Below are 13619 nucleotides of genomic sequence, written 5' to 3'. Positions count from 1 at the left end.
TTCCGCAGTTTCCTACGGAAATCCGGCGAAGCTACCGCCGCGGAGTCTTGGCTTCCCGGACCTGCCGGGCCAGCAGGACCTTTTCATCCACCGGCGCCTGTCCGTCGGCGCGCTGCGCCCGGAAGTACGCACGTGCCTCGTCCTGGCGGATCTGCTCGGCCCCGGTGGCGATGGCCGCACGAAGGTGCTCCGGCCCGTACCCGAAGGCATCCACGAGGTCCAGGGCATGCGGGCGGATCTTGGCCAGCAGCCGGTTGATGTAGTCGCCCACGGTGCGTCCGCGCTGCATCGAAAGCCGCCCGTTCATGAGGTACCAGGACAGGTTTTTCTCGATGAGCGAGAGCCCGAACAGGTCCCGGAGCCATGTCAGCACGCGCCTGGTACCCGGGTCAGCCACATTGGCCAGCGCCTCCGTGAAGGCCTCCCACTGCAGGAGCTCCGCATGGGCCTGCGCCGCCTCGATCAGTTCATGCTGGTGCTCGTTGAAGACGGCGGCCGCCTGGTGCTGGGGCATCTTGTTGGTGCCTTTCAGCTCGGCTCCGACCTCGGCCACCATGGTCTGTACCCGGTCGGTCAGCAGCAGCCGCTGGGTTTCTTCGTCCCTGAGCGCGATTGCTGCCTTCTGCACCGACCCCGTGTCGGCAACGAACTGGGCGACCTGGCGCAGGCCCGTCCGGTGCACTGCGACTCCGGCGGCCTGGCTCACGACGTAGCGTCCCAGCACGCCGACGCCGACGGTGCGGAACTCCTTGGCGTAGTCCGCGAGGAGGCGTTTGGCCACCAGCTGGAGCAGCACGGTGTTGTCGCCCTCGAAGGTGACGTACACATCCAGGTCTGCGCGCAGTGATGCGAAGCGGTTCTCAATCAGGAACCCGGCACCGCCGCAGGCTTCCCGGCATTCCTGGAGGGTATCCAGGGCGTGCCATGTGCTCAGCGGCTTGAGTGCGGCGGCGAGGGTCTCCAGGTCCTGGCGGTCCTCGTCCGTATCGTGTGCGCCGGAGAAGACGTCGTCGAACTTCTGCAGGAGCTGCTCGTGGGCGAAGCCGGCGGCATAGGTTGTGGCGAGCCGGGTGAACAGCCGCCGCTGGTGGCGCTGGTAGTCAAGCAGCACTTCCTCGTCAGTGTGGGAGGAGGCATTGAACTGGCGGCGCTCGGCGGCGTACTGGATGGCGGTCTTGAGGGCGAGCTTGCTGGCCGCCACTGCAGCACCGTCCAGGGACACGCGGCCCTGGACCAGGGTGCCCAGCATGGTGAAGAACCGGCGGCCCGGGCTGGCGATGGGGGAGGTGTAGGCGCCGCCGGCATCAACATTGCCGTAGCGGTTGAGCAGGTTGGTGCGCGGGATGCGGACATTGCTGAAGTGCAGCCGGCCGTTGTCGATGCCATTGAGTCCACCCTTGACGCCGTCATCCTCACCGCCGATGCCCGGCAGGAATTCCTTGGTCTCCGGATCCCGCAGGTCCACGTAGAACGCGTGCACTCCGTGATTTACGCCGTTCGTCACGAGCTGGGCGAAGACCACGGCGCCGAGCCCGTCAATTGCGGCGTTGCCGATGTAGTCCTTCCACGCGGCGCGGAAGGGTGTGTGGATCACGAACTCCTGTGTGGCAGGGTCGAACGTGGCCGTGGTGGCAATGCTGGCCACGTCCGAGCCGTGTCCGGTTTCCGTCATGGCGAAGCAGCCGGGGATGTCCAGGTTCATGATGCCGGGCAGCCACTTGGCGTGGTGCTCCTCGGTGCCCAGGTGCATCACGGCTGAGCCGAAGAGCCCCCATTGGACCCCTGCCTTGATCTGGAGCGACGGATCGGCCGTGACCAGTTCCTCGAACCCGGCGATGTTGCCGCCGTGATCGTCGGAACCGCCCAGTGCTGCGGGAAAGGCCCGGTGGACGGCCTTGTTCTCGACCAGGTATTTCAGCTGGCCGAACGTGCGCGTCCGGTGCTCGGTGTGGGTGAGACCCTCGGTCTTATGCAGTTCGGGACGGCCCGAAAGCTCGCGCGAGTGGCGGCGGATGTGGGCCCACTTGCCCAGGAGTTGCTCGCCCAGGGCGGCGACGTCGACGGCGGGCTGCCCGTCGGCAGGTTGCTTTGTACGGCCGGCGGGTCGGCGTGCCTGGCCGGCGGGTCGGTCAACTACGTCAGTCATGTCGATTCCTTCTTTGGTTCTGACAATTCACTAAGGGTTTGGGGTCTGGGGGTCCACAGTTTCCAGTTCCGGGGCTATGCCGACGCACAGCCAGGCAGTGATCTGGCGGGCCATGGCTTCCTGCGACGGTTTGGCAGCGGACTCGGGAGTGCCCAGCCACTGCTCCCCGGCGTTCCGCACTAACCCGATGGCCGCAGTGGGCCAGTAACCGATCACGGCTTCCTTGCCGGTGCCCAGGTGCGCGCGCATTGGCCGGGCAATCATGTCGCGCACTTCTTCGAAGAAGTGGCCGAGGGCTCCGGCTACTGCCATGCCCGCGTTAGCTGCCCCTGGCTCGCCCGAAGAGTAGGTGGTGACGAACGTATAGACGTTAGGGCTGGTTTCGGCCATTTGGAGATAGGCCGAAACCATGGCGAGGAGCCCCTCCCGGGGTGTCTGTGCGCTCTGGGCGGCCTCCTGGATGCGGCGCTGCATCTGGCTGAGCACCACTTCGCCCACTGCTTGCTGCAGTCCGGCTTTGTCGCCAAAATAGCGGTAAAACACGGACTTTGACGTTCCTGCGGCGGCGGCAATGTCCTCCATGGAAGCATCGCTGCCGAGCGCGTGGACGGCTTTCCGCGCGGACTTGATGAGTTCACGCCGGCGTTCCTCCCGGTGTGACTGCCAGCGGGCGGCGCGCCCGTCGACAGTGCCGCTCGAGGGGTCACTGCCTGAAGCGGCCCCGCCCGCCGCGGTGCCGCCGGAAGCGCTACCGCCTGAAGGCGCGGGAAGTTCAACGTGGAGGATGTTCACGATACCCAGCGTATCAGGTACGCTGGGTATCGGTAACCAGCGTTGATCAAGAGGAGACATCACATGTCCTTTACCGGACAGTCCGCAACCGGACCAGACGAATCATCCACCACCCGCTCACCAACACCTGTTGCGGGCTTGGTGCGCAAAGCCGTGGTGGTAGGCGGCAACCGGATTCCGTTCGCGCGGACAGGCGGGGCCTACACCAGGTCTTCCAACCAGGACATGCTGACGGCCGCCCTGGACGGCCTGATTGCCCGCTTCGGCCTTCAGGACGAGCGGATCGGCGAGGTTGCCGCAGGCGCAGTCCTTAAGCACTCCCGCGACTTCAACCTCACCCGCGAGGCGGTGCTGGGCTCGGCCCTCTCCGCCGAAACGCCCGCCTACGACCTGCAGCAGGCCTGTGCCACAGGGCTCGAAACGGTCCTCGGCCTGGCCAACAAGATCAAGCTGGGCCAGATCGATTCGGCCATTGCGGGCGGCGTCGATTCTGCCTCCGATGCGCCGATCGCCGTGAGCGAAGGCCTGCGGGAGGTGTTGCTGGACCTCAACCGTGCCAAGTCCCTGCCCCAGCGGCTTCAGGTCCTGAGCCGCCTCCGGCCGAAAGACCTGGCACCGGACGCACCGAACACGGGGGAGCCCCGGACGGGCCTTTCCATGGGCGAACACCAGGCTCTCACCACGGCACAGTGGAAGATCGCACGCGAAGCGCAGGACGAGCTGGCCTACAACAGCCACCGCAATCTTGCAGCCGCCTATGATGCCGGGTTCTTCGACGACCTGCTCACGCCCTACCGCGGCCTGAACCGGGATTCGAACCTCCGCCCTGACACAACCCTGGAAAAGCTGGCCACACTGAAGCCCGTCTTCGGTAAGAACCTCGGCGCTGAGGCAACCATGACCGCCGGGAACTCCACGCCGCTGACCGATGGTGCGTCAACCGTGCTGCTGGCCTCGGAGGAATGGGCGGACGCGCACGAGCTGCCGAAGCTTGCAGCCGTCGTGGACGGCGAGGCGGCCGCGGTTGACTTCGTCCATGGCAAGGACGGCCTGCTGATGGCGCCCGCCTTCGCGGTGCCCCGGCTGCTGGCCCGCAACGGCCTGACACTGGATGACATCGATCTCTTCGAGATTCACGAGGCGTTCGCCGGAACGGTGCTCAGCACCCTGGCCGCGTGGGAGGACGAAGAGTTCGGGCGCACGCGGCTGGGCCTGGACGGCGCATTGGGCAGCATTGACCGTTCCAAGCTGAATGTCAACGGCTCCTCCTTGGCGGCGGGGCACCCCTTTGCCGCCACCGGTGGCCGGATTGTGGCCTCACTGGCCAAGATGCTTCACGAAAAGGGCCAGGTGGACGGCCGTCCGGCCCGGGGCCTGATTTCCATCTGCGCTGCCGGCGGCCAAGGGGTCGTCGCCATTCTTGAAGCACTCTAGGGAGGCCGGCGTGACAGACAAGTACACACAATTCGTCAGCCGCGGAATCGGCAAGGATGTCGCCAGGAAGCTTGGCCTGCCGCAGCCGGCAGTGCTCAGGCGCTACCAGCCGGGACAGTCCCTCGTTCCCGGCCCGGTCCTGGTCCAGGGATCCAGCGGGGGCGCTGACGAACTGGCCGCCACCCTCCTGTCCTGGGACCTCGACGTCCGTCGGCATGCAGTGCCACGGGAGAAGCTGGGCGCGATCGTCGTGGTCCTGGACGAACTCGATCGCCCGGAGGACCTTGAAAAGCCGGTTCTCTCGGCGGCATCGTCCGTCAGGGATCTGGCGCCCAACGGCCGCGTCGTCACGGTGTCCCGCACCCCGGCGAGCGCGCAGGGCCCGGCCGCCGCTGCAGCGCGCCAGGGCGTGGACGGCCTGCTGCGCTCCCTCGCCAAGGAGTTGCGCGCCGGCGCCACGGCAAACGGCATCGTACTGGCCGAGGGGGTAACCACCGCGAGCCCCAGCGCTCTCGGCGCCCTGCGCTTCTTCCTGTCCGGCCGCTCCGCCTTTGTCGACGGGCAGCTCCTCACCGTCGCAACAGGGGAAGGGCAGCTCCCCGCCGATCCTGAAAAGCCGCTGGCCGGCAAAGTGGCAGTCGTGACCGGCGCAGCCCGGGGAATCGGCGCGGCAATTGCCCGCACACTCCACCGGGACGGCGCCACCCTGGTGGTCGTCGATATCCCTGCCGCCGGAGACCACCTGGCAGCAGTGGCAAACGAAGTCCGGGGGACTGCCCTGCAGCTGGACATCAGCCGGGAAGACGCCGGCCAGCGGATCATTGACCATGCGGTGGGAAGGCACGGCCGGCTGGACATCGTCATCCACAACGCAGGCATCACCCGGGACAAGCTGCTGGCCAACATGGACCAGGGCCGCTGGAATTCGGTGATTGCCGTCAACATCGCGGCGCAGCTTCGCATCAATGAGGCGCTGCTGGCGTCCGAACACTTCCGGAACGCACCGCGGATTGTGTCGGTTGCTTCCACCAGCGGCATTGCCGGCAACCGCGGGCAGACGAACTACGCGGCGTCCAAGGGCGGCGTGATGGGCATGGTGCGCGCCACGGCACCGCTCCTGGCGGAACGCCACGGTTCCATCAACGCAGTCGCCCCGGGCTTCATCGAAACTGAAATGACTGCACGGATTCCGTTTGTGACGCGTGAAATAGCACGGCGCCTCAACTCCCTGCAGCAGGGCGGGCAGCCCGGTGACGTCGCCGAGGCCATTGCGTTCCTGGCCAGCGACGCCGCCGGCGGCATCACAGGCGAGGTGCTGCGGGTGTGCGGACAGAACATGGTGGGCGCATGACCGGTGCCCAGCCCGTAATCCTCGGGGACATGCCGTCCCTGTCCAAGCTGTACGTCAATGCGGCCGCCACTGCGGCAAGGCGCCGCATCCTTGGTACCGATGCGGGGATCGCACTGCCCCCCTGCGGGCATGAGGTCAGGGGCGCAAAAGCGCAGGTGGGTAACCTCACCGCCTACCAGCACCTTGTGGGCGAGACCGCAAGCGACGTCCTGCCGGCCGGATTCATTCATGCCCTCACGTTCCCCGTGTCCATGAGCGTGATGAACCGTGACGATTTCCCGCTGCCGTTGCTGGGAATGGTGCACCTCAACAACAGCGTGGAGCAACACGAACCGGTCCTGTTCACTGAGGCATTGGACATCACATCCTGGGCCGAGAACCTGCGCGGGCACCGTGCCGGCACTCAGGTGGACATCGTTGCGGAGGTCCGCCGCACGGGGGAAGCCCAGGTCCGCTGGAAGGGAACCTCCACGTACCTGGCAAAAGGCGTCTTCCTCCCCGGGATCGACAAGCCCTCGGCACCCGCCACGTCCGCCACGTTCGCGGCGCCTGACCCGACGGCACTCTGGCAGCTGGGCGTCGACACCGGCAGGGCTTATGCCGCGGTGTCCGGCGACTTCAACCCCATCCACCTGAGTGTGCTTTCGGCCAAGGTCCTGGGCATGCGGCGCTCCATCGCGCATGGCATGTATCTGGCCGCCCGGGCACTCGCCGATGTCGGCGCCGTGAAGGGGGATTCGTTTCGCTGGGACGTTGCCTTTGAAGCGCCGGTGTTCCTGCCGGCCCGCGTGGCGCTGGACATCAGTTCGGTCCATGCTCCGGCCGGCGCCTGGCAGCACTCCGAGTACGTTGCGTGGAATCCGCGGTCAGGGCGGCGGCACTTCAGCGGTTCCGTGGCCGCGCTGTAGCGCCACGGTCCCGCAATACCGCCGAAATCACGACGCCGGTGGTCACCTCGTATGGTGACCTCCGGCGTCGTGGTTAACGCAGTGGCTAATCCTGAAGGTCTCTGACGCCGCGGTTTAGGGCCGCCCGGCCGTGACCGCACGGAGAATGCGGTGCAGGTTCAGCACAATGGATCCGGTCGCGCTCGGGGCATGCGGTTTGACGTCATCGGAGGCCATCCGCTCGGCCAGGGCGTCCACGGCCGCATTGGCCCTGGCAATCAGCTCGTTTTGTTTGTCGGGAGGCTCGGCCTCCATGGACCTCATAACCTCGCCGACCGCGTCCAGCGCATCAGCAAGGGGCTCGCTGTAGGGAAGCGGGATCACGAAGGGGACGTCCTTGTCCCAAATGACGTCCGACAGGACTTCGGTCATATCCCGGATGTGGAAGGTCACGCTCTCGAGGCCGCTGAGGTCCTTGTAGTCCTGGTCCACGTCGTGGGAGTGGAGACGGCGGCGGGGATTGACCTGCCTGCTGGCATCAGCCTTCTGGACGGCAGCCCGGACAGCCCGTGCCGATTGAGCGAGCGCCTCCGAACGCACCGCCCAGTCCTCGTGTTCGGGCGGCCAACTTTCCCGCAGGGCGGCCCCCATGTCCGAGAGCTGCTTAGCGAGTGCCCACCGGAGTTCGGCGAGGCTGAGCGCTGCGGCTTTGAAGTGGAGAGGGGGAAAGACCAGCATGTTGACGGCGATGCCCACCACCACTCCTACACCCATCTGCACGAGGTAGCCGAAGGAGAAATCGTCCGGGTTGTTGCCTCCCACCAGGAGGACCAGCAGTGCCGCCGTCGGAATCCAGTCGCGGCCGGCTCCAAGACGCGGCAATCCGGCCAGCAGGACTCCCAGCCCCATTACGACGGCCACCGTCACCGGCGAGGGGTCGCTGAAGCTGACCAGTAGGAAGGCCAGGCCAATTCCGAGCCCCAGCCCCACCAGCGTCTGCACGCCTTGCTTCATGGAGCCCGAAACGTTCTCGTACATCGCCACGAGGGCGCCGAGCGGGGCGTAGTAGGGGTACTGGGCTGCGGCGCCGGGCATCAGCGGTGCAATGAGGAAGGCCAGGCCCGCCGCGAGGCCCGCCTTCGATGCCAGCTGCAGCCGCGGGCCTGAGAGGGCAGCAGCCACGCTGTCACGCACGGACTGCCATATCCTGCCGGTCCGCGATGGGCTGGCTTCATCTTGCCGTTTTGCGATTTCCATTTGGCCTCACCCTAAGCGGGTCCTGATGGTGCTACAAGTGGACAAACCTACTCACGAGTATGTGCCGGCCGCCGGCACGTGCCGGGCCGTGCCTGCTGCCTGCCGCACCGCGTGGGCCAAACGGTGTGCCCGGCCCGGGGTGCGGCCTTCCTCCTGCCTTCCGGGAATGTAGCCGTAAGCGAGATCGTAGGCGGGATCGGCGAAGCCGAGCGCGGCGTTGGCGCCTTCGTGGCCGAACGCACGGTGGCTGCCGAAATTCCGGCTGGGATGCGGCTTCATGAACACAATGGCAAAAGCGTTGTCGAGGCCCGACGCACGGTCCAGGCCCCACACCTGTTCCTCGGACATGGTCCGGATGGTTTCTGCCGAAAGGAAGGCGTCCCCGCCGTCGAGGCCGGTGGTGGCGGCAGCATACAGGCGTGCGAGGCCGGCGGCGGATCCCACGCCTCCGGCGCTGCTCATGCCGTGCTCGCGGATGACCCTGTGGTTGGGGAGTTCCATGACCGTGCTGACGGCGGCGTTGCCGTTCAGGCCATCGAGCCCCAGCGGATCCAGCCACGGCTGGAGGGGGTCGACGTTGTACAGCACGTCCCGGTAGCGGTGTTCCTGGTCCTCCGGCAGTCCCAGGAAGAAGTCGACGCCGAAGGGCACGCGGATGCGGGCATCGTACAGTTCCTGCAGTGTGCTGCCGGTGACGCGGCGGCAGAGCTCCTCCATGAGGATCCCAATGGTCAGGGCGTGGTAACCGAATGTGGCACCGGGACGCCACAGGGGAGCGGTTGCCGCGAGCCTGCGGGCCGCGTCCGCCGTCGTGAATTCACTGAGTGCGAATCCGCCTTCCACGCCAAGCAGCCCTGCGCGGTGGGAGAGCGCATGCCGGACGGTGATTGCTCCTTTTCCATGGGCCGCGAACTCCGGCCAGTAGTGTGCCACCGGGCCGTCAAGGTCAAGTAGACCGTCCTGGACCAGGAGGCCGATGACGAACGCAGCCACACCCTTGGTGCAGGAATAGGCCCCCGTGATGGAATCCGAAGCCAGGTGCGGGCCGCCGCTGAGGTCCAGCACTTTGTTGCCTGACTGGTAGACGGCAAGCTGGGCACTGTATTCCCGATCATCCCCGAGGAACGATTCAAAAAGGGCCCGGACTGCTTGGTATTCGGGCGCGGCAAATCCTGACGAGAGTGGCATGGCTCAACATTAGCGGGGCGTGCGGAGGACGGCGGCGATCAGCGTACGCCGTGTCCCGCGGCAACTTCTTCGCCGCTGCGGACGGCGCCGGGCGCGGTGCCGTCTCCGAAGGGACGGCCGCCAAGCGCCTCCCGGCCGTGCCGGGTCAGCCAGCCGGAAAGATCCGGTCCCTGCGGCACGATTCCGGTGGGGTTGATGTCCTCATGAACGATGTAGTAATGCTGTTTGATCTGGACAAAATCGATGGTGTCGCCGAAACCCGGCGTTTGGAACAGGTCCCGGGCGTAACCCCACAGGACCGGCATCTCGCTGAGCTTCTGGCGGTTGCATTTGAAGTGGCCATGGTAAACGGCATCGAACCGGACGAGGGTTGTGAACAGGCGGACGTCCGCTTCGGTGATCGTGTCCCCCACCAGGTAGCGTTGCCCGGCAAGCCGCTCTTCGGCCCAGTCCAGGGCAGTCCAGAGGCGTGCGTAGGCGGCGGCGTAGGCCTGCTGGGAACCGGCGAAGCCGCATCGGTACACGCCGTTGTTGATTTCGGTAAACACTCTTCTGTTGACTTTGTCGATTTCCGGTCGCAGATGCTCCGGGTAGAGATCGGGGGCCCCGGGACGGTGGAACGCTGTCCACTCCGTGGCGAAGTCCAGGGTGATCTGGGGGAAGTTGTTGGTGACCACCTCACCTGACCGGACATCCACGATCGCCGGCACGGTGATTCCGCGGGGGTAATCGGGGAACCGCCGGAGGTAGGCGTCCTGGATCCGCTCGATCCCCAGCACCGGGTCGACGCCGTCCGGGTCCAGGTCGAATGTCCACGACCGTGCGTCATGAGTGGGACCGGGCTGGCCGAGGGAAACGGCGTCCTCGAGCCCCAGCAGCCGCCGGACGATTACCGTCCTGTTCGCCCACGGGCAGGCACGGGCTGCGATGAGGCGGTACCTGCCCGCCTCCACCGGCCAGCCGGGTTCGCCGTCGGGGCCGGGGGTGCCGTGGCGGGTTATCCGGTCCTCGATGTAGTTGGTGTCCCGGGTGAATTCTTCTCCGCCGGTGACGTAGGACCCTCTGGTGCTGGACCCGGGGTCGGATCGATGTTCGGCTGCAGCGCGGGAATCGGAAGTCATGCTTCCACCCTATTGCCGCGCCAGCCCCGGCAGCGCCGTCAGCACTTGGGCCATCGGCTGCCAGGCCACCCACCAGGAACCGGCAACGACAGCGGCGAAAAGCAGAATCCAGATGGCTGAGGGCACGGACGTGGCACGGTAGAGGAGGTGGGCGTCTGACGTGGGCAGCCTGTCCCGGCGCCGCAGATGGACGTTGGAGAGTTTGGCGAGGTCACGGACGGCGGCCACGAGCAGGGCGAGCCCCAAGGAGATCACCACGTGGGCGGTGAATTCAGGCGGAACGAACAGCACCAGGAGCGCTGAGCCAAGGACGGCTGCAGACGTGATCAGGAGCCCCAGGGCGTTGCGGATGAACAGGAAGGAGCCCAGCAGGATCAGGGTGCCGACAGACATCGCCGCCGGTCCCCAGCCGTTGAAACCAGACCACACCATGGCGGCTCCCACGACTCCGGGCACCGGATAACCCCAAAACGTCGACCAGACGGCCGGGAAGCGGCCCCTGCTGTACGTGGTGGTTGTCCCGGAGTGGTCCAGGCTCAGCCTGATGCCTCCCAGGCGTTGCCCGGTCATGAGGGCGGCGAACGCATGGCCGAGTTCATGGGTGACGGTGGCCAGCAGCCCGAAGTACCGCCAGGACCCCTTGGGGAGGGATAAGGCCGTGGCAACCAGGATGACCAGCATCAGTTCCATGGCCGTCACCTGCGGGGACGGGGACTGCGAAAATCCCGACAGAATCCGCTGCCACAACGAACCGGCAACGTCCGTCATGCTTTCCGGCCCAACGTTCCGCCGGCATGGTCGATGCAGTACGGCGTCCAGGGGCGGGCTTCGAGCCTGCCTTCGCCTATGGGTGCCCCGCAGATTTCGCAGTAGCCGTAGCTGCCGTCTGCGATCCGTCCCAATGCCGCCTCGACCTGCACGAGCGTGGCGCTGCTTTGCTGCATCAGTGCGGCGGCCTGGGAGAGCTCAAAGGCGATGGTGGAGCCCTCGGGATCGTGTTCGTCGTCGACGTTTGAGTCCTGGCGTGCAGCGTTGGCGGAGCTAATGTCCGCACGGAGGGCGGGCAGCAACAGAGCCTTCCGGGCACGCTCCTCTTCCAGCAGCATCCTGAACCTCTCGACGTCGACCATAGTGTCCAAGGCTAGCCCGGTCCAGGCAGCGAGTCGAAAGCGGCGGGGCGGCGGGGCCGCTGAAACTCCGCCGGGGGAAGCTACGGAGAAAATGCGCAGGCGCTGACCGTGATGCGGCCCGGCAAGCCCATAGAGTAGGGCCATGGCGGATGTAACGGCAGAGGACCACATGGAAATTGACGACGAACTGCTCCGGAAACTGGCGGCAGCCCGCGGCGTGAGCACCTCCTTCCGCGGCTGGGACGGCGTTGCACATCCCGTTGCGGCCAGCACGCTGCGCAGCGTGCTGACCGCTTTGGGGGATCGGACCGAGACGTTGGAGGACCTTCAGGGCGCCCTGCATGAAGCGGAACTGGAGCCGTGGACGCGCGTGCTGCCGCCGTCGCTCGTTGCCAGGGAAGGCAGGGAAATCCATGTTGCCGTTCATGTGCCGCACGGTACCGGCGTCAATGTGTGGGCGGTGACCGAGGACGGGAACCGCGTGGACGCGGAGCAGCGTGAAGACTGGCAGGCGCCGAGGGACGTGCGCGGTGTCCTTACAGGGAGGGCTGCTTTCGCCATTCCCGGCGGTTTGCCGCTGGGCTGGCACACCCTGCATGCCGACGCCGACGGGGAGCGGGCAGAGTGTGCGCTGATCATCACACCCGATCGGCTGGAGACTACCCGGCGCTTGGCGTCCGAGCGCCATTGGGGCCTTACCGCCCAGTTGTATTCGGTGCGGTCGTCCCGGTCGTGGGGCATCGGCGACTTTTCAGACCTTGTTGACCTTGCCGCGATTGCAGGCAACGACGGTGCGGGTTTCGTCCTGGTGAATCCACTGCATGCAGGGGAGCCCCGGCCGCCCATTGAAGATTCCCCGTACCTGCCCACGACGCGCCGTTTCTTCAATCCGCTCTATATCCGCGTTGAGGACGTGCCGGAGTACGGTTACCTCGATCCTGCGTCCAGGGCCGCGATCGGGAACAGTGCGGTGGGCCTGCACTCCGCCAATACGGCCGACGGCCTGTTGGACCGAAATTCCAGCTACGAAGCCAAACTCGCCGCGCTCGAGCTCATTTTCAAGGTCCGCCGCAGCCCCGGCCGGGCCCTCATGTTCAAGAATTTTTGCGCAGCGGAAGGTAAGGGACTGGATGACTTCGCGCTGTGGTGCGCCCTCGCGGAGCGGCTTCCGTCCACGGCACCCGAATGGCGCGGCGAAGCGTCGTCACCGGACACGCCGTACTGCGACACCATGCGGGAGGCTTTGGCGGACCGGCTGGAGTTTTATCGATGGATGCAGTGGATCTGCGACGAACAACTGGCCACAGCGCAGCGGGCGGCCAAGGCGTGCGGGATGGCCATCGGGATCGTCCATGATCTTGCAGTGGGCGTCAAGACGGACGGGGCGGACGCTTGGATGCTCCACGGTGTGCTCGCCCCGGGCGTCACAGTCGGCGCCCCGCCCGACGTATTTAACCAGCAGGGACAGAACTGGACCCAGCCGCCGTGGCATCCTGGCCGCCTGGCGGCTTCAGGGTACAGGCCCTACCGAGACATGCTCCGGACCATACTCCGTCATGCAGGCGGCGTCAGGGTCGACCATATCCTGGGTCTGTTCCGCCTGTGGTGGATTCCGGAAGGCGCCGGACCAGCTGAAGGCACGTATGTCTACTATGACCATGAAGCCCTGATCGGCATCCTCGCCCTGGAGGCCCAGAGGGCGGGCGCAACAGTGGTCGGGGAAGACCTTGGCGTGTTCGAACCCTGGGTCCGTGACTACCTGACGGAGCGGGGCATTCTTGGCACCTCCATCCTGTGGTTCGAACACGGGGAAGCCGGACCCCTTTCGCCCGAGGAATACCGGCAACAGTGCCTGACCAGCGTCAACACCCACGACCTTCCCCCGACGGCGGGATATCTCGCCGGGGAGCACGTCACCCTCCGCGAATCACTGGGACTGCTGCTGCGTCCCGTCGAAGAGGAACGTGCGGAGGCGGCGGCCGAGCAGGAAGCCGTGCTTGCCCTGGTGCGTGAACGGGGTCTGCTGCCCGACGCGCCAGGCGACGTTCAGCGCACGGTGGAGGCGCTCTACGCCTTCACTGCCCTGACGCCGTCCGCCCTGCTGGGCGTCGCCCTCGTTGACGCCGTGGGGGAAACGCGCACCCAAAACCAGCCCGGAACGGACGCGGAACACCCTAACTGGCGCATCCCGCTTGCGGGCCCCGAGGGGCCCGTCCTCATTGACGACCTGCCGGCGAACGACAGGTTCAATTCCCTGGTCGGGGTAGTCCGCGACGCGCTGAAGGCCTCACGCTGAAGAGGCGTTGCCCCGCT

11 protein-coding genes are annotated in these 13619 nt (G+C 66.4%); 4 read left to right on the top strand and 7 right to left on the bottom strand.

Annotated features, from left to right (window positions below; genetic code table 11):
* Positions 1-31: 31 nt before the first annotated feature.
* Together J7I79_RS18730 and J7I79_RS18725 are read right to left on the bottom strand one after the other, a co-directional pair.
* Complete coding sequence (locus J7I79_RS18730; protein ID WP_214955753.1) at positions 32-2146, bottom strand: acyl-CoA dehydrogenase; 2115 nt, start codon at positions 2144-2146, stop codon at positions 32-34.
* Between the two features lie 30 nt (positions 2147-2176).
* The gene (locus J7I79_RS18725; RefSeq protein ID WP_374953657.1) at positions 2177-2938 is read right to left on the bottom strand and encodes a TetR/AcrR family transcriptional regulator; all 762 of its coding nucleotides are present in this window, start codon (positions 2936-2938) and stop codon (positions 2177-2179) included.
* A gap of 63 nt (positions 2939-3001) precedes the next feature.
* On the opposite strand from J7I79_RS18725, the gene J7I79_RS18720 reads away from it, so the two are divergent.
* From J7I79_RS18720 to J7I79_RS18710, 3 genes are read left to right on the top strand one after another with little or no spacing between them, the layout of a single operon-like run.
* On the top strand, positions 3002-4372 hold the full coding sequence (locus tag J7I79_RS18720; protein WP_214955751.1) for an acetyl-CoA C-acetyltransferase: 1371 nt from the start codon (positions 3002-3004) through the stop codon (positions 4370-4372).
* Positions 4373-4382: 10 nt separating this feature from the next.
* A complete protein-coding gene (locus J7I79_RS18715; RefSeq protein ID WP_214955749.1) occupies positions 4383-5723 on the top strand; it encodes a 3-oxoacyl-ACP reductase in 1341 nt (446 codons plus the stop codon).
* A complete protein-coding gene (locus J7I79_RS18710) occupies positions 5720-6631 on the top strand; it encodes a MaoC/PaaZ C-terminal domain-containing protein (RefSeq protein ID WP_214955747.1) in 912 nt (303 codons plus the stop codon). Before J7I79_RS18715 ends, J7I79_RS18710 begins: the two co-directional genes overlap by 4 nt.
* 114 nt (positions 6632-6745) lie before the next feature.
* Here the strand turns inward: J7I79_RS18710 and J7I79_RS18705 are convergent, their stop codons facing one another.
* The 5 genes from J7I79_RS18705 to J7I79_RS18685 all read right to left on the bottom strand — a co-directional run bounded on the left by J7I79_RS18705 (position 6746) and on the right by J7I79_RS18685 (position 11306).
* A complete protein-coding gene (locus J7I79_RS18705; protein WP_311380611.1) occupies positions 6746-7804 on the bottom strand; it encodes an FUSC family protein in 1059 nt (352 codons plus the stop codon).
* Positions 7805-7918: 114 nt separating this feature from the next.
* Positions 7919-9055, bottom strand: coding sequence for a serine hydrolase domain-containing protein (locus J7I79_RS18700; RefSeq protein WP_214955743.1), 1137 nt, complete (start codon positions 9053-9055; stop codon positions 7919-7921).
* Between the two features lie 38 nt (positions 9056-9093).
* Positions 9094-10176, bottom strand: coding sequence for a glutathione S-transferase family protein (locus J7I79_RS18695; RefSeq protein ID WP_214955741.1), 1083 nt, complete (start codon positions 10174-10176; stop codon positions 9094-9096).
* 9 nt (positions 10177-10185) lie between these two features.
* Positions 10186-10944 (bottom strand): M50 family metallopeptidase, encoded by a 759-nt coding sequence (locus J7I79_RS18690; protein WP_214955739.1) that lies wholly within the window; start codon positions 10942-10944, stop codon positions 10186-10188.
* The gene (locus J7I79_RS18685; RefSeq protein WP_214955737.1) at positions 10941-11306 is read right to left on the bottom strand and encodes a TraR/DksA family transcriptional regulator; all 366 of its coding nucleotides are present in this window, start codon (positions 11304-11306) and stop codon (positions 10941-10943) included. Before J7I79_RS18685 ends, J7I79_RS18690 begins: the two co-directional genes overlap by 4 nt.
* A gap of 142 nt (positions 11307-11448) precedes the next feature.
* Here J7I79_RS18685 and malQ point away from each other — a divergent pair, with 142 nt between their 5' ends.
* Positions 11449-13602 (top strand): 4-alpha-glucanotransferase, encoded by a 2154-nt coding sequence (gene malQ, locus J7I79_RS18680; protein ID WP_214955735.1) that lies wholly within the window; start codon positions 11449-11451, stop codon positions 13600-13602.
* Positions 13603-13619 lie beyond the last annotated feature (17 nt).

This window comes from Arthrobacter sp. ISL-69 (genome assembly GCF_018613775.1).
Taxonomy (GTDB): domain Bacteria; phylum Actinomycetota; class Actinomycetes; order Actinomycetales; family Micrococcaceae; genus Arthrobacter.
Note: the sequence above shows the minus strand (reverse complement) of the source record. Positions and strands in the feature narration are given on the sequence as shown.

Bases quoted from the DNA above. Each gene is read 5' to 3' on its own strand.
- J7I79_RS18730 (WP_214955753.1), bottom strand. From the start codon at position 2,146: ATGACTGACGTAGTTGACCGACCCGCCGGCCAGGCACGCCGACCCGCC.
- J7I79_RS18720 (WP_214955751.1), top strand. From the start codon at position 3,002: ATGTCCTTTACCGGACAGTCCGCAACCGGACCAGACGAATCATCCACC.
- J7I79_RS18710 (WP_214955747.1), top strand. From the start codon at position 5,720: ATGACCGGTGCCCAGCCCGTAATCCTCGGGGACATGCCGTCCCTGTCC.
- J7I79_RS18700 (WP_214955743.1), bottom strand. From the start codon at position 9,055: ATGCCACTCTCGTCAGGATTTGCCGCGCCCGAATACCAAGCAGTCCGG.
- J7I79_RS18695 (WP_214955741.1), bottom strand. From the start codon at position 10,176: ATGACTTCCGATTCCCGCGCTGCAGCCGAACATCGATCCGACCCCGGG.
- J7I79_RS18690 (WP_214955739.1), bottom strand. From the start codon at position 10,944: ATGACGGACGTTGCCGGTTCGTTGTGGCAGCGGATTCTGTCGGGATTT.
- J7I79_RS18685 (WP_214955737.1), bottom strand. From the start codon at position 11,306: ATGGTCGACGTCGAGAGGTTCAGGATGCTGCTGGAAGAGGAGCGTGCC.
- malQ (WP_214955735.1), top strand. From the start codon at position 11,449: ATGGCGGATGTAACGGCAGAGGACCACATGGAAATTGACGACGAACTG.